Source organism: Streptomyces sp. NBC_00568 (genome assembly GCF_026341855.1).
In the GTDB taxonomy this organism is placed as follows: Bacteria; Actinomycetota; Actinomycetes; order Streptomycetales; family Streptomycetaceae; genus Streptomyces.
On the sequence record NZ_JAPENW010000001.1, the window covers coordinates 5,282,692 to 5,301,747 of the forward strand.

A 19,056-nucleotide genomic window follows, 5' to 3' on the forward strand; every position below is an offset into this window, starting at 1 on the left:
GTACGCCGAAGGGGGCGCCGCGTTCCAGGACGCGGCGCCCCCTTCGCTCTGCCCGAGGCCGGGTGCTCTGCTCCGCCTCAGGCCAGGCGCTGCGCGAGGGCGAGGGTGCGGCGGGCGCCCGTGACCACCGCCGCGTCGATGAAACGGCCGTCCGGCAGGGCCTGGGCGCCCGGATCGGTGGCGGCCGCTTTGATGACGGCCTCGGCCGAGTCCACCTCGGCCGGGGTGGGGAGGTAGGCCCGCTCGATGATGGGCAGCTGGCGGGGGTGGATGGCCGTGCGTCCGAGGAAGCCGAGGGCGCGGCCGTGCGCGCAGGACGCGGCCAGACCCTCCACGTCGCGGATGTCGGGGTAGACCGACTGGACCGGCGGGGGCAGCCCCGCCGCCCGGGCGGCCACGATCAACCGCGCCCGGGACCAGTCGAGCCCGGCTTCGTCCCGGACACCGAGATCGGCCCGCAGGTCCGTCTCGCCGAGCGCGATACCGCGCAGGGCGCCATGGGCCGACGCGATGGCGAAGGCCTGCTCCACGCCCAGAGCCGACTCCAGCAGGGCGTAGAGCGGGATCGCGCCGCCCTCCGCGGGGGTCGCGCTCTCCGCCACCCGTACGACGTCGGAGCGCGAGGTCACCTTCGGCAGCCGCAGGCCGGACAGGCCGGGGAGCGGCGAGAGCGTCTTCAGATCGGCGTCGGCGAAGGGGCCGTCGAGGGCGTTGACCCGGACGTGCACCGGGACGGGCGGCGGTTCGGCGAGGAGCTCTGCGGTGGCGGCGAGGGCGTAGTCCTTGCGGTCCGGGGCGACCGCGTCCTCCAGGTCGACGAGGACCACGTCCGCACCGGAGGCGAGGGCCTTGGCCACCACCTCGGGACGGTCGCCGGGCACGTACAGCCAGGTGAGGGGCAGGAGTTCCCCGGTCACAGCGCGCCCTCCGCTCTCAGTGCCTCGATCTCGGGCCCCGTCAGGCCGAGTTCGGTGAGCACGGCGTCGGTGTCCGCGCCGTGCGGGCGGCCCGCCCAGTGGATCGCACCGGGCGTGGCGGAGAGCCGGAAGAGGACGTTCTGCATGCGCAGCGGGCCCAGTTCGGGGTCGTCGACGGTGGTGACCGTGTCCAGGGCCTGGTACTGCGGGTCGGTCATGACGTCCCGGACGTCCTGGATGGGGGCGATCGCCGCCTCCGCCTCCTCGAAGGCGGCGAGGACCTCGTCCTGCTTGCGGCAGGCGATCCACGCGCCGACCGCTCCGTCCAGGACGTCGGCGTGGCGTGCCCGGTCCGCGCCGGTCGCGAACCACGGCTCGTCGATCACGTCCGGGCGGCCCACCAGCCGCATCACCCGCTCGGCGATCGACTGCGCCGATGTGGAGACGGCGACCCAGGAACCGTCCGCCGTGCGGTAGGTGTTGCGGGGCGCGTTGTTCGCCGAGCGGTTGCCGGTGCGGGGCTGGACGTGGCCCAGCTGGTCGTACCAGATCGGCTGCGGGCCGAGCACGGTCAGGATCGGCTCGATGATCGCCATGTCGATCACCTGGCCCTCGCCGGTGCGGTCGCGCGCGGTCAGCGCGGTCAGCACGGCGTACGCCGTCGCCAGTCCGGCGATCGAGTCGGCCAGGCCGAACGGGGGGAGGGTCGGCGGTGCGTCCGGTTCGCCGGTGATCGCCGCGAAGCCGCTCATCGCCTCCGCGAGCGTGCCGAAGCCGGGGCGGTGCGCGTAGGGGCCGAACTGGCCGAAGCCGGTGACCCGGGCGAGGACCAGACGGGGGTTCGCCGCGGACAGTTCCTCCCAGCCCAGGTCCCACTTCTCCAGGGTGCCCGGCCGGAAGTTCTCGATGATCACGTCGGCGTCGGCGGCGAGCCGGAGCAGTGTCTCGCGTCCGCCGCGCTTCGACAGGTCGAGCGTGATCGTGCGCTTGTTGCGCCCGAGGAGCTTCCACCACAGGCCGACGCCGTCCTTCGAGGGACCGTGTCCGCGGGACGGGTCCGGTTGAGCGGGGTGCTCGATCTTGACGACCTCCGCGCCGAAGTCGCCGAGCATGGTGGCGGCGAGCGGCCCCGCGAACAGGGTCGCGAGGTCGAGGACGCGCAGGCCGCTGAGGGGGCCGCCCTCCGGGTGCCCGTTCATGAGCCGGCCTGGGCGTCGAGCTCGGAGCGGTACGGCATCGAGGACGTCGCCCCGGGCCGCTGCACCGACATCGCGGCCGCCGCCGACGCCCACGCCAGCGCCTCCGTCATCTCCCGGCCTTCGGCGAGCGCCACCGCGAGGGTGCCGACGAAGGTGTCGCCCGCCCCGGTGGAGTCGACGGCGGTCACCTTGGGCGCGGGCACGGCGACGGGTTCGGCGCCCCGGGCCGCGTACAGGCTGCCCTCGGCGCCCAGGGTGACGACGACCTCCGGGACCTGTTCGAGCAGCGCGGCGGCCGCTCCGCGCGGGTCGGTGAAGCCGGTGAGTGCGGCGGCCTCGTGCTGGTTGGGCACCAACAGGTCGGTGGCGGCCAGTAGTTGAGGTGGCAGGAACTGTGCGGGCGCCGGGGTGAGGATCGTCCGGACGCCGTGCCGGCGCGCGGCCTCCGCTCCGGCGAGCACGGCTTCCAGCGGGATCTCGAGCTGGAGGAGCAGCGCGTCGGCGCTGGCGATGAGGCCCTCGTCGCCGGGGGCGAGGGAGGTGACGGTGCCGTTGGCGCCGGGGATGACGACGATCGCGTTGCCGCCCTCGTCGTCCACCACGATGTGCGCGGTGCCGGACGGGCCCTCGGTGGTGCGCAGATGGTCGGTGTTCACGCCGAAGTGCTCCAGTGTGGAGCGGAGTTGGCTGCCGAAGGAGTCGGCGCCCACCGCGCCGACCAGGGAGACGTCGGCGCCCGCGTGCGCCGCGGCCACCGCCTGGTTGGCGCCCTTGCCGCCGGGGATCGTACGGAACTCCCGGCCCGTCACGGTCTCTCCGCGCTGCGGGGCTTTGGCGACATACGCGACGAGGTCCATGTTCGTGCTGCCGAGCACGGCGATATGGGTCATGGGCGAACGGTCTCCCGGTGTGTGAGGTGGGCGAGGGCGTCGAAGCCGATGCCGTCGAAGTCGGTGACGGAGGTGGCGAGCCGGTTCTTGAGAGGGCTCGTCCAGTGGTCGGGCAGGGCGGCGGGGTCGCCCGCGAGCAGGCCCGCGACGCTCCCGGCCGTCGCGCCGTTCGAGTCGGTGTCCAGACCGCCGGACACCGCGCGGCAGACCGAGCCGCCGAAGTCGCCGTCCGCGTGGGTGAGGGCGGCGGCGATCAGCGCGGTGTTGGGGACGGCGTGGACCCAGTGGCAGTCGCGGTGGGTGGCGTGCAGTTCGTCGACGACGGTGTCGAAGTCCGCTGTCGTACGGGCGAGCTGGACGGCGTGGCGGACCGCTCGGGCGAGCCGGGAGCCGGGCGGGACGACGGTCAGCCCGGTCCGCAGACAGGCGTGGACGTCACTCGCCCCGGTGGCCGCCTCGGCGATGACGGCGGCCGCGAACATCGCCGCGTAGACGCCGTTGGCCGTGTGGGTCAGGGCGGCGTCGCGGTACGCCTGTTCGGCGGCCCCGGCCGGGTCACCGGGGTTGGTCCAGCCGTGCACGTCCGCGCGGATCAGGGCGCCGATCCATTCGCGGAACGGGTTGTGACGGCGGGCGGTCTCCGGGGGTTCGACACCGCTGAGGAGATTGCGGTAGGCGACGCGCTCCGCGGTGAAGGTGCGGCCGGCGGGGAGTTCGTCCAGCCAGAGGCGGGCCACGTCCGCGGTGGTGAAGTCCCTGCCGTGGCGCTGGAGCAACAGGAGGTTCAGGAGAGGGTAGTTGAGGTCGTCGTCCTCCGGCATGCCGTCGATGTTCTCGGCCAGGGAGGTGGGGGCGGAGCGCCGGTTCCAGGGATGGGCGTCCAGGAGGTCCTGGGGTACGCCCCGCGCGGTGAACCAGGTGCGGAGGGGCCAGTTGCCCGAGGCCCGGGCGAGTGCCCGGATGCCGTGGAGGGGGAGCTTCTCCACGGGTTTGCCCAGCAGGCAGCCGACGGCCCGGCCGAGCCAGGCCGCTTCCAGGCGGGCCCGGTCGGGAGCGGGCACGGGCGCGTACCGCGGGGGCGGCCAGCTGGGGCAGGCGGCCTTGATCAGGGCCAGATCCGTCGGCTCGTCGTCCGCCAACCGGCGTGGCAGGGCGGCGAGTTCGTCGAGGAGGTCGGCCGCGAGGCGGCGCAGGGACGGCGAGGCCGGGGTCGTCGACGCGCCCGCGCGGAGCGGGGCCTGCCGACCGCCCGCCGCGCGCCAGCGGGCGGCGACGGGGGCCGGCTCGCGGCCGTCCTGGACGGCCTGGTGGAGTTCGTGGCCGAGGAGGTCCTCGGGCTGGACCCAGGTCAGTCGGAGCACGGTGTTCCCGCCAGCGCGGCGTACGCCGCCTCGTGGGTCCGGCGGCGGTGGACGTCGCGGTCGAAGATCTCCCGGGTCACCTCGGCGAGCGTACGCGCCGGGGCGTCCAGGTCGAGGCGGCTCGACTCCGCCACCGTCTTCGCCCAGTCGTGCGGGACCTCGGAGCCCAGCGCGCCGGCGAGGGCGCCGGCCATGGTGGCGATGGAGTCGCAGTCGCGGCCGTAGTTGACCGAGCCGAGGACCGCGTGCCGAAAGTCGCCGCCGGACACCAGCAACATGCCGAGGGCGACGGGGAGTTCCTCGATGGAGTGCAGACGGGAGGGTCGGCGGGCGCCGAGGGAGGGGGAACGGTAGTCCGGGCCGACCGTGTCGTACGGGGCCACCGCCCGGCGCAGCGGGACGAGCGCCGACTCGAAGTCCGTGTGGTGGGAGGCGACTTCGCAGACCGCCTCGACGGCCGCGCGGGTGCCGTCCTCGGCCAGCGACAGGCACGCGGCGACGACCGAGTCGGGGGTGGCGCCGGGGGAGCAGGCCGCCGCCACCGCCGCGGCGAAGACGCCCGCGGCCTCGCGGCCGTACGAGGACTGGTGGGCTCCCGCGATGTCGAGGGCCTCGGCGTACGCGCCCGCCGGGTTCGCCGCGTTGACGAGTCCGACCGGGGCCATGTACATCGCGGCACCGCAGTTCACGATGTTGCCGACACCGGCCTCGCGGGGGTCCACATGGCCGTAGTGGAGGCGGGCGACCAGCCACTTCTCGGCGAGGAAGATCCGCTGGAGGGGGAGGGCCTCGGCCTCCAGCTCCGGGATCCAGCGGGGGGTCGTCATCAGGTCCGGGACCAGGTGCTCCGCGACGGCGTAGGCGTCGAGGTGGTCGCGGACGGTGGCGTACACCCGTACCAGCGCATGGGTCATCAGGGTGTCGTCGGTGACGTGTCCGTCGCCCTTGTGGTACGGGGCGATGGGGCGGGCGGTGGGCCAGGCGTCGCCGTTCCAGGGGCCGACGACACCGCGTACGCGGCCGCCGTGGCGTTCGGTGATCTGTTCGGGGGAGTACCCCTCGACGGGGCCGCCGAGCGCGTCGCCGACGGCGGCTCCGACGAGGGCTCCGGTGATCCGTTCGTCGAGGGTTCCCGTTCCTTCTCCTTTGGGCGTCATGCCCGAATCATCCCTCTGGGGTGGTCAGGTCCGGGGAATCCGGTCGGCGAGTCCTGTCGCTTCGAGGAGTTCGGCGAGTCCGATGAGATCCGTTCCCGTCAGGCGGGGCAGCGCGCAGCCGGACAGGGTGCGGCAGGCGTCGCGCCAGGAGGCGGGGATCGCGGCGGCGCCGCCGAGCGCCCCGGTGAGCGCGCCGGCCAGGGCGGGGGCCGAGTCGGCGACCCGCGACAGGCACGCGGCGGCGGGCACCGCCTCGGCGATCCGGCCGTGCGAGGCCAGGGTCAGGGCCAGGGCGACGGGGACGGTCTCGGCCGCCGCGATGCCGTAGCTGTAGACGTGGTCGACGATCTGGTGCTCCAGCAGGGGGACCAGGGCGAAGGTGCTCTCGCTGCCCTGGGCCAGCGTGAGGGCGTGGCGGGCGTTGCGGCCGATCTCCGTGGTGGCGGGCAGTTCGGCGAGGGCGGCGTCCACGCAGAGGTCGGCGGAGTGCCCGGTGAGGGCGAGCGACACGGCGGCGGCCATGGCGCGGGCGCCGTGCACACCGTCGCCGTCCTGGGTGTAGCGGGCGTCGAACTCGGCGAGTTCCGCGGCGAGTCGGGGGTCTCCCGGGTGTGCCACGGCGAGCACGCAGGCCCGTACGCAGGCCGCGTCGTCGAAGTAGTGGGGGTTGTCGTGGCCGGTGGCCGGCGGGCGCAGACCGGTGGCGAGGTTGCCGAGTCCGGCGCGCACGGAGATCCGGGCGCGCAGCGGGAGCAGGGCGGACTCGACCTCGGGGGCGCGGTCCGCCGCGGCGGCGACCTCGCTGGCGACGGCGTTCCAGGACAGGTCGATGGACGCGCGCATCCTGCGGTCGAGGCTCAGGTCGCCGAGTGCCGCGGTCTCCCCGGCCCGGAGCACGGCCTCCGCCGCGAACGCCGCCCACTCGGCGTCGTCCGACGGGCCGAGCCGCAGCGGCTCCGGCGGCTGGTTCAGCGCGATCGGCACGGGCAGGGTCGTCGTCGCGTTCTGCTCCGCGAAGGTGTCCAGCTCGCGGGTCAGCCGCCGGGTCCACTCGGGCATCCGCGCGGCCCGGTGCCGTGCGGCGGGCCAGCCCGCGGCGTCGCCCGCGGCCAGCCCGAGGAGCAGCCCCTCGATGCGACGCGCCCCCGCCTCCGCTGGAGACCCCGCTTCCGCTGGCGCCGCCCGCTCGCGCGTCTCCGCCGGGGAGCTTCCCCGCTCCCGGGCCGTCCGGCCGCCCGCCATGAAACCGGCCCCCTCGGCGACCCGCACCGGCTCGACGGCCGGGTCGACCGTCACCGGGTCCGCGCGTCCGGCGAGGGCCACCGGCCGAGTGCCCTCGGTGAGTGCCACGGGCCCTGCTCCCTCGGCGAGCGGTGCGCAGGCAGTCGCCGCGCCGCGGGCCATGGACTCCGTCTCTCCGGTGAGCGCGGCCCGCTGTGCTTCCGCGGTGGGCCGCGTCCGTTCCGCCCCCGCGGTGAGACCCGCCGGCTCGGCACGTCCGGCGACCGCCACCGGGTCTCCGCCTCCGGCGAGCACCGCCTGCAGCGTGCCCGCGGCGAGCTCCGCCGGGTCCGCTCCCGCGTCGTGGTGCGCCGACCCGGCCTCCGCGGTGCATGCGCCCGGCCCGGTCCCTGCCGAGCGTGCCACCGGGTCGGGCTCCCATGCGGGCGCCGCCGGTTCCGCCGCTGTCACGGGGGTCGCCGGCCCGGGCCGCCCGGAGGTCTCGGCAAGTGCCGCCGGGGTGACCGGTGCCGGTGTGCGGGCCGCGAGGGTGCTCCGGGGCGGTCCGTCCGTCTCCGCCGGGGCGGGCGGTGGAGGTTCGGGGGGCGGCGCCGACGCGGCGCCCTCGCCGGCCGCCGGGCCGGACTCGTCCCCGGCCAGCCCGGGGCTCATGAGCGCACCTCGTCGTCACCGTCGACCGGCTCCCAGACGTCCGCGTCCGACAGGACGTAGGCATCCGAGGCGGTGACGAAGTAGGCGTTCGGGGCGGTGACGGCGTACGGATCCGGGGCGGTGACCACACACGCGTCGGGGGCGGTGACGGCACCCGTGTCCGGGGTGGTGAGGGCGTAGGCGCCGGGGGCGGTGACGGCGTACGGGTCCGGGGCGGTGACCACGCACGCGTCGGGGGCGGTGACGGCACCCGCGTCCGGGGTGGTGACGGCGTAGGCGTCGGGGGCGGTGACGGCACCCGCGTCCGGGGTGGTGACGGCGTAGGCGCCGGGGGCCGTGACGACGTACGCGTCCGGGGCGGTGACGACGTACGCGTCCGAGGCGGTGGCCAGACACGTGTCCAGAGCCGTGACGGCGTATGTGTCCGGGACGGGTGGTACGCGGACTCCCGCGCCCCACTTCTCCTCGTCCTCCGGCGTCAGCAGGTCCGCCACGTCCAGGATGTGGTGGCCCTCCATGGAGGGGAGGCAGCTGCCGCGGGCCGGTCCGATGGCCGCCGCCCAGGCGGCCGGGATCGAGGACGCGCCCCGGGTCGCGCCCGCCAGCGCTCCGGCCACCGCGGCCGTCGTGTCGGCGTCGCGGCCCATGTTCACCGCGGTGAGGACCGACTCGGTGAACTCCCCGTCCGCCGCCGCGTACGCGCCGAAGGCGAGGGCCACGGCCTCGGGGGCCAGATCGGTCCACGGGTAGCCGCCGATGACCACCGCGGAGCGCACCGCCCGTTCGCCGCGGTGCGCCACCGCGACCGCGCGGCGCAGCGAGCGGGCCGTCCAGGAGTCGTCCGGGATGACTGCCAGGGCGGACGCGACGACCGCGATGGTGGGAGCGCCCGCCATCGCGGCGGCGACCCCCGCCGCGACCGCCTGGCCGCCGTAGATGCCCTCGCCCTCGTGGCTCACCGAGCCGTCGATCGCCACGAGCCGGGCCGCCTCGGCGGGCCGGCCGGCCGCGAAGACGCCGAAGGGGGCCGCGCGCATGGCGAGGCCGTCGCTCCAGGCGTGCCGGTGCTGGGCGGAGATGGGCGCCGCGAGACCCCGCCGGAGATTCTCCAGCGTGCCGCGCTCGCTGAAACCGGCGCCGCGGAACGGCCCCTCGTCGCGGTCCGCGATCCACTGGTGCCAGGCCGACTCGACGTGCGCCACGGTCAGCGCCGAGCCGTGCCGGGCCAGCAGCAGTCCCGAGAAGATCGCGTACTCGGTGTCGTCCGTCCCGGCCGGATGCTCGGCGACGTAACCGGTGATCCGGCCCCACTTGGCGCGGATCTCCGACGGCTTCATGTTCTCGGCGGGTGCGCCCAGCGCGTCCCCGACGGCGAGCCCGAGCAGTGCGCCGCGCGCCCGGTCGCGGAGACCGGCGGCGTTCCCGGGTGCCGGGGCCGAGGGAATGCAGGCGATGGAAGCCATACGTGCCTCTCCTCTCAGGGCCCCTGCCGGCGCGCGGAATGCGGCGCGCGGAACCCTTTGCGGATCTGTCCCACCTTGGCGGTTGACAGGAGCCTCGCGGGCCGCACTGTCACCCGGTCGACATGTGTGCATGACATGCCACGGATGAGCGTCGGCAGGTAAAAGCGCAGGTTAGCGCAGCCTTTCCTTGCTGGCGGGAAGGAAATTCGAGGCGTACTTTCTTAGTTGTCAAAAAGTGGAAACAGTCCAATCAAGCACCCTGGGGGACCGGTATGGCGATCATCGAGACCGAGGCGACGCTGCACGAGGCGCACCGCGACAACCACACCCACCGGGATGTGAACGGCGGATGGCTGCGCCCCGCCGTGTTCGGCGCGATGGACGGCCTGGTCTCCAACCTCGCCCTGATGACCGGTGTGGCCGGCGGTTCCGTCTCCCAGCAGACGATCGTCATCACCGGGCTCGCGGGCCTGGCCGCCGGTGCCTTCTCGATGGCCGCCGGTGAGTACACCTCCGTCGCCTCGCAGCGCGAGCTCGTCGAGGCGGAGCTCGATGTCGAGCGACGGGAGCTGCGTAGGCACCCCAAGGACGAGGAGCGGGAGCTGGCCGCGCTCTACGAGTCCCGCGGCGTCGAGCCCGAGCTGGCCCGGGAGGTCGCCCGGCAGCTCTCCCGCGATCCCGAGCAGGCCCTCGAGATCCACGCCCGCGAGGAGCTCGGCATAGACCCCGGCGACCTGCCCTCCCCGGCCGTCGCCGCCGTGTCCAGCTTCGGCTCGTTCGCGCTGGGCGCCCTGCTCCCCGTACTGCCGTATCTGCTGGGCGCGACCGTGCTGTGGCCGGCGCTGCTGCTCGCGATGCTCGGCCTCTTCGCGTGCGGTGCCGTCGTGGCCAAGGTGACCGCGCGGTCGTGGTGGTTCAGCGGGCTGCGGCAGCTCGCTCTCGGTGGTGCCGCGGCGGGTGTGACGTACGCCCTGGGCAGTCTGTTCGGTGCGGCCGTAGGATGATGGCTCGATCACCTATGCGAGGGACCGCATAAGTAGTCGTTACCCGGCGGTTTCGATTCCTTAACCACTGGGCATGAGCCGTAAGCGCCGCAGGCAATGACGCCTGCTCCGCACTTCTCGCGGCAGATCACGATCTCTGCCGCGAACCCGGGCCGACGGTCATCGATCTGTCCGCTTAGGTCCCGCTTGGGTCCCCCCGCCTTCCACCGCTGAGCGCGGTACCCCCGCCGCGACCCCGTGGTGTCCGCATGTTGGAACGCAGTATCCGGTTCCCGAGAATCGCTCCATCATGTAACCTGCACGAAATTTTGCACCAACAGAGGGCCAACGTCGTCCCTCGGCAGATGTCTCCCCCCTGAGCCTCGAGGCCTGGGAGGGACCCCCCGCCCCGACGACGACGGGAGAGCCGATGCGTACGCCGCGCCAGCCGTCCCAGCACTCCACGAACGACCAGAAGTGGTCCTTCATGGATGCTCGCCCTGCTGCGCAGGGTATGTACGACCCCCGCAACGAGCACGACGCCTGTGGCGTCGGCTTCGTGGCCACCCTCACCGGCGAGGCGAGCCACGCGCTGGTCGAGCAGGCGCTCACCGTTCTGCGCAACCTGGAACACCGCGGTGCCACCGGATCCGAGCCCGACTCGGGTGACGGCGCGGGCATCCTCTCCCAGGTCCCGGACGCCTTCTTCCGCGAGGTGGCCGGATTCGAACTTCCCGCAGCCGGCGCGTACGCGGTAGGCATCGCCTTCCTCCCCGAGGACGGCACGGCCGACGCCGTCTCACGTATCGAGACGATCGCCGCCGAAGAGGGCCTCACTGTCCTCGGCTGGCGCGAGGTCCCGGTCGCCCCCGAGCTCCTCGGCGCCACCGCCCGCTCGACGATGCCCGCCTTCCACCAGATCTTCGTGAGCGACGGCGAGAGCCAGGGCATCGCCCTCGACCGCACCGCGTTCGTGCTGCGCAAGCGCGCCGAGCGCGAGGCCGGGGTCTACTTCCCGTCGCTGTCCGCGCGGACCATCGTCTACAAGGGCATGCTGACCACCGGCCAGCTGGAGCCCTTCTTCCCGGACCTGTCCGACCGCCGCTTCGCCTCCGCGATCGCGCTCGTGCACTCCCGGTTCTCCACCAACACCTTCCCGAGCTGGCCGCTCGCCCACCCGTACCGCTTCGTCGCGCACAACGGCGAGATCAACACGGTCAAGGGCAACCGCAACTGGATGGTCGCCCGAGAGTCCCAGCTCGCCTCGGACCTGTTCGGGGACAAGGGACTTGAGCGGATCTTCCCCGTCTGCACGCCGGACGCCTCCGACTCGGCCTCCTTCGACGAGGTGCTCGAACTCCTGCACCTCGGCGGCCGCTCGCTCCCGCACTCCGTGCTGATGATGATCCCGGAGGCGTGGGAGAACCACGACTCCATGGACCCGGCCCGGCGCGCCTTCTACCAGTTCCACTCCACGATGATGGAGCCCTGGGACGGCCCCGCCTGCGTCACCTTCACCGACGGCAGCCAGGTCGGCGCGGTCCTCGACCGCAACGGTCTGCGCCCCGGCCGCTACTGGGTCACCGACGAGGGCCTCGTCGTCCTCGGCTCCGAGGTCGGCGTCCTCGACATCGACCCCGCCAAGGTCGTCCGCAAGGGCCGCCTCCAGCCCGGCAAGATGTTCCTCGTCGACACCGTCGAGCACCGCATCATCGAGGACGACGAGATCAAGGCCGGCCTCGCCGCCGAGAAGCCCTACGCCGAGTGGCTGGAAGCCGGCGAGATCGAGCTCTCCGACCTGCCCGAGCGCGAGCACATCGTGCACACCCACGCCTCGGTCACCCGCCGCCAGCAGACCTTCGGTTACACCGAGGAGGAGCTGCGGATCATCCTCGCGCCGATGGCCAAGGCCGCCGCCGAGCCGATCGGTTCGATGGGCACGGACTCGCCGATCGCCGCGCTCTCGCAGCGCCCGCGTCTGCTGTTCGACTACTTCACCCAGCTGTTCGCCCAGGTCACCAACCCGCCGCTGGACGCGATCCGCGAGGAACTGGTCACCTCCCTGCGCTCCTCCCTCGGTCCGGCGAGCAACCTGCTGGAGCCGACGGCCGTCTCCTGTCGCAGCGTCACCCTGCCCTTCCCGGTGATCGACAACGACGAGCTGGCCAAGCTCATCCACATCAACGCCGACGGCGACATGCCCGGCATGAAGGCCGCGACGCTGTCCGGCCTGTACCGGGTCTCCGGCGGCGGCGAATCCCTCGCCGCCCGCATCGAGGAGATCTGCACCGAGGCCGACGCCGCCATCGAGAACGGCGCCCGGCTGATCGTCCTGTCGGACCGCCACTCGGACGCCGAGCACGCGCCGATCCCCTCGCTGCTGCTCACCGCCGCCGTCCACCACCACCTCATCCGCACCAAGCAGCGCACCCAGGTGGGCCTGCTGGTCGAGGCCGGTGACGTCCGCGAGGTCCACCACGTCGCCCTGCTCATCGGCTTCGGCGCCGCCGCGGTCAACCCCTACCTGGCCATGGAGTCCGTCGAGGACCTGGTCCGCGCCGGCACCTTCCTCCAGGGCATCGAGGCCGAGCAGGCCATCCGCAACCTGATCTACGCGCTCGGCAAGGGCGTCCTGAAGGTCATGTCCAAGATGGGCATCTCGACCGTCGCCTCCTACCGCGGCGCCCAGGTCTTCGAGGCCGTCGGCCTGGAGAAGGCCTTCGTCGAGAAGTACTTCAACGGCACGACCACCAAGATCGGCGGCGCCGGCCTCGACGTCATCGCCAAGGAGGTCGCCGCCCGGCACGCCAAGGCCTACCCGGCCTCCGGCATCGCGCCCGCGCACCGCGCCCTGGACATAGGCGGCGAGTACCAGTGGCGCCGCGAGGGCGAGCCCCACCTGTTCGACCCGGAGACGGTCTTCCGCCTCCAGCACTCGACGCGCTCCGGCAGCTACGAGATCTTCAAGAAGTACACGGACCGTGTGAACGAGCAGTCCGAGCGGCTGATGACGCTGCGCGGCCTGTTCGGCTTCACCTCGGACCGCCCCTCGATCTCCCTCGACGAGGTCGAGCCCGTCTCCGAGATCGTCAAGCGCTTCTCGACCGGCGCCATGTCGTACGGCTCCATCTCCAAGGAGGCGCACGAGACCCTCGCCATCGCCATGAACCAGCTGGGCGGCAAGTCCAACACCGGTGAGGGCGGCGAGGACGCGGACCGGCTGTACGATCCGGCCCGCCGCTCCAGCATCAAGCAGGTCGCCTCCGGCCGCTTCGGTGTCACGAGCGAGTACCTCGTCAACGCCGACGACATCCAGATCAAGATGGCGCAGGGCGCCAAGCCCGGCGAGGGCGGCCAGCTGCCCGGTCACAAGGTCTACCCGTGGGTGGCCAAGACCCGTCACTCGACCCCGGGTGTCGGTCTGATCTCCCCGCCGCCGCACCACGACATCTACTCCATCGAGGACCTGGCTCAGCTGATCCACGACCTCAAGAACGCGAACCCGCAGGCCCGCATCCACGTGAAGCTGGTCTCCGAGGTCGGCGTCGGCACGGTCGCCGCGGGTGTCTCCAAGGCCCACGCGGACGTCGTCCTCATCTCCGGCCACGACGGCGGAACGGGCGCCTCCCCGCTGACCTCCCTCAAGCACGCGGGCGGACCCTGGGAGCTCGGCCTCGCCGAGACCCAGCAGACCCTGCTGCTCAACGGCCTGCGCGACCGCATCGTCGTGCAGACCGACGGCCAGCTCAAGACGGGCCGCGACGTCGTCATCGCCGCGCTGCTCGGCGCCGAGGAGTTCGGTTTCGCGACCGCGCCGCTCGTCGTCTCCGGCTGCGTCATGATGCGCGTCTGCCACCTGGACACCTGCCCGGTCGGCATCGCCACGCAGAACCCGGTGCTGCGCGAGCGGTTCGCCGGCAAGGCCGAGTACATCGTCAACTTCTTCAAGTTCATCGCCGAAGAGGTCCGCGAGATCCTCGCCGAGCTCGGCTTCCGCACCATCGAGGAGGCCGTCGGCCACGCCGAGAACCTCGACGTGGAGCGCGCCATCACCCACTGGAAGGCGCAGGGCCTGGACCTGTCCCCGCTCTTCTACGTGCCCGAACTGCCCGAGGGCGCGGCGCTGCACCAGGTCATCGAGCAGGACCACGGCCTGGAGAAGGCGCTCGACAACGAGCTGATCAAGCTGGCCGCCGACGCGCTGGCCGCGGACTCCGCGACCGACGCCCAGCCGGTCCGCGCCCAGGTCGCGATCCGCAACATCAACCGCACGGTCGGCACCATGCTCGGCCACGAGGTGACGAAGAAGTTCGGCGGCGCGGGCCTGCCCGACGACACCATCGACATCACCTTCACGGGCTCGGCGGGCCAGTCCTTCGGCGCCTTCCTGCCGCGCGGTGTCACGCTGCGCCTGGAGGGCGACGCCAACGACTACGTCGGCAAGGGCCTCTCCGGCGGCCGGGTGATCGTCCGTCCCGACCGGGGCGCCGACCACCTCGCCGAGTACTCGACCATCGCGGGCAACACCATCGCGTACGGCGCGACGGGCGGCGAGCTCTTCCTGCGCGGCCGCACCGGCGAGCGCTTCTGCGTCCGCAACTCCGGCGCGACGGTGGTCTCCGAGGGCGTGGGCGACCACGGCTGCGAGTACATGACCGGCGGTCACGCGGTCGTCCTCGGCGAGACGGGCCGCAACTTCGCGGCCGGCATGTCCGGCGGTGTCGCGTACGTGATCGACCTCGACCGCGACAACGTGAACGTCGGCAACGTGGACGCCGTCGAGCAGCTCGACGACACCGACAAGCAGTGGCTGCACGACGTCGTGCGCCGGCACGCGGAGGAGACCGCTTCGACGGTCGCCGAGAAGCTGCTCGCCGAGTGGCCCGTGTCCGTGGAGCGCTTCAGCAAGATCATTCCCAGCACCTACAAGGCAGTGCTCGCCGCCAAGGACGCCGCCGAGCGAGCCGGACTCAACGAGTCCGAGATCACCGAGAAGATGATGGAGGCGGCGACCAATGGCTGATCCCAAGGGCTTTCTGAACCACGGCCGTGAGGTCGCCAGGTCCCGGCCGGTCGAGGAGCGTCTCAGGGACTGGAACGAGGTCTACGTTCCGGGCTCGCTGCTCCCGATCATCTCCAAGCAGGCCTCGCGCTGCATGGACTGCGGCATCCCGTTCTGCCACAACGGCTGTCCGCTGGGCAACCTGATCCCCGAGTGGAACGACTACGCGTACCGCGAGGACTGGCAGGCCGCCTCCGAGCGCCTGCACGCCACGAACAACTTCCCGGAGTTCACGGGCCGGCTGTGCCCCGCCCCGTGCGAGTCGGCGTGTGTGCTCGGCATCAACCAGCCCGCCGTGACCATCAAGAACGTCGAGGTCTCGATCATCGACAAGGCGTGGGACACGGGCGACGTCGCCCCGCAGATCCCCGAGCGCCTGTCGGGCAAGACCGTCGCGGTCATCGGTTCCGGTCCCGCCGGTCTCGCCGCCGCCCAGCAGCTCACGCGCGCCGGTCACACGGTCGCGGTCTACGAGCGCGCCGACCGCGTCGGCGGCCTGCTGCGCTACGGCATCCCCGAGTTCAAGATGGAGAAGCGGCACATCAACCGCCGCATCGAGCAGATGCGCGCGGAGGGCACCCGCTTCCGCACGGGCATCGAGATCGGCCGCGACCTCAAGGCGACGGACCTGCGCAAGCGGTACGACGCCGTGGTCATCGCCGCCGGCGCGACGACCGCCCGTGACCTCCCCGTCCCCGGGCGGGAGCTGAACGGCATCCACCAGGCCATGGAGTACCTGCCGCTGGCCAACAAGGTGCAGGAGGGCGACTTCGTGGCGCCCCCGATCACGGCCGAGGGCAAGCACGTCGTGGTCATCGGCGGCGGCGACACGGGCGCGGACTGCGTGGGCACCGCCCACCGCCAGGGCGCGGCCTCGGTCACCCAGCTGGAGATCATGCCGCGGCCGGGCGAGGAGCGGAACCCGGGCCAGCCCTGGCCGACGTTCCCGATGCTCTACAAGGTCACCTCCGCGCACGAGGAGGGCGGTGAGCGGGTCTACTCCGTCAACACCACCCACTTCGAGGGCGACGAGGACGGCAACGTCCAGTGGCTGCACCTCGTCGAGGTAGAGTTCACCGGCGGCAAGCTGAACCAGAAGCCGGGCACGGAGCGCAAGATCCCCGCCCAGCTGGTGACCCTGGCCATGGGCTTCACCGGCACGGACGTCGAGAACGGCGTGGTCTCGCAGTTCGGCCTGGAGCTCGACGAGCGCGGCAACATCGCCCGCGACGCCGACTTCGCGACCAACGTTCCCGGCGTGTACGTCGCCGGTGACGCGGGCCGCGGCCAGTCCCTCATCGTCTGGGCCATCGCGGAGGGCCGCTCGGCCGCCCGCGGTGTCGACCGCTTCCTCACCGGAGCGAGCGACCTGCCGGCCCCGATCCGCCCGACGGACCGTTCGCTGATGGTCTGACCCCTGGAACCGTGACCTGACGGTCACTCCAAAAACGTCCCGTACAAAGGCGTACGGAACACGAGACGGCGCCTGCCTCACTGTCCCCGACCGGACGACCTGGCAGGCGCCGCCGCATGCCCGCGTGCTTCCTGGGGGCGGACTCGCCCAGGGGTAGGAGAAGTTCACCGCGGTGCCGTCGGCGCGGGCACCCGTCCTGCCGCGCGGGCAGGGGAATCGGGCATGCGCGAAGGCGGCGGTGCTCGCCGAGGCGGAGGTGGCGAGGCGGAGGTGGCGAGCCAGGCGGGTGCCCGGGCCGAGCCCAGTGCGCCGGGTCGGGCGCGGCGAGCCCGGCGGTCCGACCGTGCCGGTCGGACGCGGCGGGGTCCCGTGCTACGGCACGCGGTAGGTCTCGCCGTACACCTTCCACTCCAGCGGTGTGTGCAGGTCGAGGTTCCCGTCGTACAGGAACTGGCGCTGGGCCGTGTCGATGCGGGTGGTGTCCCGGTCCGGGTTCTTGGACTTCATCGCCTTGCGGCGGATGTCCAGGAAGATGTCGAGGTACGACTTCTCCTCGCCGCCCTCGGACGGGAGGTCCGCCTCGCGCATGGCGCGGTCGCGCAGGCCGTAGAAGCTGTTGTCGCTGGTGCCGGGACCGTGCAGCACCATGGCGTCGTAGTAGATGAACTGGCCGAGCGTGCCGAGGCCGTCGAGCTTGGCGAGCCGGACGGCGGGGTCGAAGTACACCCGGTCGCGTTCGGAGTCCTGGGCCTCGCGGAAGGCGGCGACCGTGGCCTCGTGGCGCCAGGCCGCGGGGAAGCCCGGGTCCAGGCCCTCGTGGGAGTCCGTGCCGTCGACCTCGCGCAGGGCCGGGAGATAGCGGGCGAGCCCGTTGTCCGGGTGCGCCTTGGTGTACCGCTCGACGAGGGTGAGCAGATCGTGGGTGCCGGTGCAGAAGCCGACGATGCCCGCCGTGTAGCCCTGGCCGTCACCGATGTCCTCGACGTAGCCGTACGCCTCGTGCCACTTCAGCGTGGAGTTCTCGGCGCTCGCCACGAGCTGCTGGGCCAGCTCCTTCTTCTTGGGAGCGGCGAGGCCCGGCGGCAGATCGGCGACGACCTCGTCGTCGGCCGCCCGCTCGGCGTCCGCCTTGGCCTTGGCGCGGGCCTGCTGCGACACGGACGCCGGGCGCTTGGCGTCGGCCGTGGCCGGGTGCTCGGGCGTGGCGAGGTAGACCGCCGCCGTGACCAGCACGGGGACGACGGCGAACATCAGGCAACCCGCTCGTTTCATGACGCACAGAGTACGCAGGGACGGCGTACAGGTGTGCAGCCCGGGTAGGCCACACGTGCGCAGGCCCGCTCCACACCGTGCGCCCCTGGATACGCCACGCGTGCGCCCCCGGAGCGCGACAGGCTCGGCGTCCGGAACAGGGCCACCGGACGCTGCCCGCAGCGCGGGCGCGGCGGCCCGTGGAGCCTGCCGCACCCGCCGTCCGTCCCGCTCTCCGGCCCTTGGGGCCGCCGTCCGGGCTCTCCGCCTCCGTCCCCGGGGTGGGCGGCCCGCGCTGCCCACCCGCACCCTCGGGGCATGCCCGCGGCCCCTGCCGCGGAGGGTCCGGCGGCCGCCGCCCGGTGCCGGGCTGCACGGCACCGCTCCGCAGTGCCGGGCTACACGGCACCGCTCCGCAGTGCCGAGACCTTCAGCACCGCGAGAACGACCAGCAGCGTGAGAAGCCCCACGCACACGGCCGCGTGGATCGGCGCCCGCCGGCGGTCCCGGGGAGCGTAGGCGAAGGCCGCTGTGACGACACCGCCCGCCAGCAGGCCGCCCAGGTGGCCCTGCCAGGACGTGAGCCCCGCCGAGATCAGCAGCCAGATCAGCAGGCCCGCCATGAAACGGTTGACGTTCCCCATGTCCGCGCCGAGCCGGCGGGTCATCACGTAGTACGCGGCACCGAGGCCGAAGATCGCGCCCGACGCGCCGACCGCGGCCTCGTCCGGTGCGATCAGCAGCACGAGGACCGAGCCGCCGAGCGTCGACAGCAGATACAGGGAGAGGTAGCGGACCCGGCCGAGCTGGGTCTCGACCATCCTGCCGATGTTCCACAGGGCGAACATGTTCATCACGATGTGCGCGATCCCGAACGTGCCCTCGGTCGGCGGCATGTGCAGGAACGCACCGGTCAGCAGCCGGTACCACTCCCCGTCGACGACACCCTCCGGGTGGTAGTCCGGGGTGTGCACGGCCTGCCAGAGATAGTGCGCCCCGTCCGTGCCCACCAGGCCGGCGCCGAGCATCTCGAAGCGGTCCACGACCGACGAGCGCACCAGCTCGGCCAGATAGGCCAGCACGTTGAGGCCGATGAGGACGTACGTCACCACGGGCACCGTCGAGATCCGGCCGCCGAAGGCGGTGCGGGCCTGCCGGACGGACTTCGCGCCCTCCTTCACACACTCCACGCACTGGTGGCCGACGGCCGCCTCGCGCATGCAGCCGGGACATATGTAGCGGTCGCACCTGGTGCAGCGCACATGGGACTCCACCTTGGGATGGCGGTAGCAGGTGGTGACGGCGGACTCGGACTCCACGGCCGGCTCCTCGGAACACGGGGGCAAGGGAAACAGCGAGCCGGTGGGGACGGCGATGATCAAAATATCCAACCGGCCCGTCGGTCGGGAACGGCAGGGTCCGTGAAGCGGCGGGGCCCGCACCGTGACGTAATCTCGGCGTTCCGA

At 72.7% G+C, this 19,056-nt stretch carries 11 protein-coding genes and 1 pseudogene; 3 read left to right on the top strand and 9 right to left on the bottom strand.

Going from position 1 to position 19,056, the window contains the following annotated elements; all coding sequences use genetic code 11:
• Positions 1-77: 77 nt before the first annotated feature.
• The 7 genes and pseudogenes from OOK38_RS22905 to OOK38_RS22935 all read right to left on the bottom strand — a co-directional run.
• The gene (locus tag OOK38_RS22905; protein ID WP_266757676.1) at positions 78-917 is read right to left on the bottom strand and encodes a CoA ester lyase; all 840 of its coding nucleotides are present in this window, start codon (positions 915-917) and stop codon (positions 78-80) included.
• Positions 914-2,116 carry a CaiB/BaiF CoA-transferase family protein gene (locus tag OOK38_RS22910; RefSeq protein WP_266848767.1) on the bottom strand — a complete coding sequence of 401 codons (1,203 nt, stop codon included), beginning with the start codon at positions 2,114-2,116 and terminating at the stop codon, positions 914-916. The genes OOK38_RS22905 and OOK38_RS22910 overlap by 4 nt, the downstream gene beginning before the upstream one ends.
• Entirely contained in the window at positions 2,113-3,006 is an 894-nt protein-coding gene (rbsK, locus tag OOK38_RS22915; RefSeq protein ID WP_266848768.1) for a ribokinase, read from the bottom strand. Before rbsK ends, OOK38_RS22910 begins: the two co-directional genes overlap by 4 nt.
• The gene (locus OOK38_RS22920; protein ID WP_266848769.1) at positions 3,003-4,367 is read right to left on the bottom strand and encodes an ADP-ribosylglycohydrolase family protein; all 1,365 of its coding nucleotides are present in this window, start codon (positions 4,365-4,367) and stop codon (positions 3,003-3,005) included. Before OOK38_RS22920 ends, rbsK begins: the two co-directional genes overlap by 4 nt.
• Positions 4,355-5,524 (bottom strand): ADP-ribosylglycohydrolase family protein, encoded by a 1,170-nt coding sequence (locus OOK38_RS22925; RefSeq protein ID WP_266848771.1) that lies wholly within the window; start codon positions 5,522-5,524, stop codon positions 4,355-4,357. The genes OOK38_RS22920 and OOK38_RS22925 overlap by 13 nt, the downstream gene beginning before the upstream one ends.
• 24 nt (positions 5,525-5,548) lie before the next feature.
• Entirely contained in the window at positions 5,549-6,766 is a 1,218-nt protein-coding gene (locus OOK38_RS22930; RefSeq protein WP_266765636.1) for an ADP-ribosylglycohydrolase family protein, read from the bottom strand.
• Between the two features lie 1,100 nt (positions 6,767-7,866).
• Positions 7,867-8,880: pseudogene (locus OOK38_RS22935) on the bottom strand (ADP-ribosylglycohydrolase family protein); the annotation flags it as partial.
• 272 nt (positions 8,881-9,152) lie between these two features.
• On the opposite strand from OOK38_RS22935, the gene OOK38_RS22940 reads away from it, so the two are divergent.
• The 3 genes from OOK38_RS22940 to OOK38_RS22950 all read left to right on the top strand — a co-directional run bounded on the left by OOK38_RS22940 (position 9,153) and on the right by OOK38_RS22950 (position 16,339).
• The gene (locus tag OOK38_RS22940; protein ID WP_266757666.1) at positions 9,153-9,884 is read left to right on the top strand and encodes a VIT1/CCC1 transporter family protein; all 732 of its coding nucleotides are present in this window, start codon (positions 9,153-9,155) and stop codon (positions 9,882-9,884) included.
• A 409-nt stretch (positions 9,885-10,293) separates the two neighbouring features.
• Positions 10,294-14,886, top strand: coding sequence for a glutamate synthase large subunit (gene gltB / locus OOK38_RS22945; RefSeq protein ID WP_266757664.1), 4,593 nt, complete (start codon positions 10,294-10,296; stop codon positions 14,884-14,886).
• The gene (locus OOK38_RS22950; protein WP_266757662.1) at positions 14,879-16,339 is read left to right on the top strand and encodes a glutamate synthase subunit beta; all 1,461 of its coding nucleotides are present in this window, start codon (positions 14,879-14,881) and stop codon (positions 16,337-16,339) included. Before gltB ends, OOK38_RS22950 begins: the two co-directional genes overlap by 8 nt.
• A 372-nt stretch (positions 16,340-16,711) precedes the next feature.
• Here the strand turns inward: OOK38_RS22950 and OOK38_RS22955 are convergent, their stop codons facing one another.
• Together OOK38_RS22955 and OOK38_RS22960 are read right to left on the bottom strand one after the other, a co-directional pair.
• Positions 16,712-17,611, bottom strand: a complete 900-nt coding sequence (locus OOK38_RS22955; protein WP_266757660.1) for a chitosanase — start codon at positions 17,609-17,611, stop codon at positions 16,712-16,714.
• A gap of 377 nt (positions 17,612-17,988) precedes the next feature.
• A complete protein-coding gene (locus tag OOK38_RS22960) occupies positions 17,989-18,909 on the bottom strand; it encodes a rhomboid family intramembrane serine protease (protein ID WP_266848772.1) in 921 nt (306 codons plus the stop codon).
• Positions 18,910-19,056: the final 147 nt, after the last annotated feature.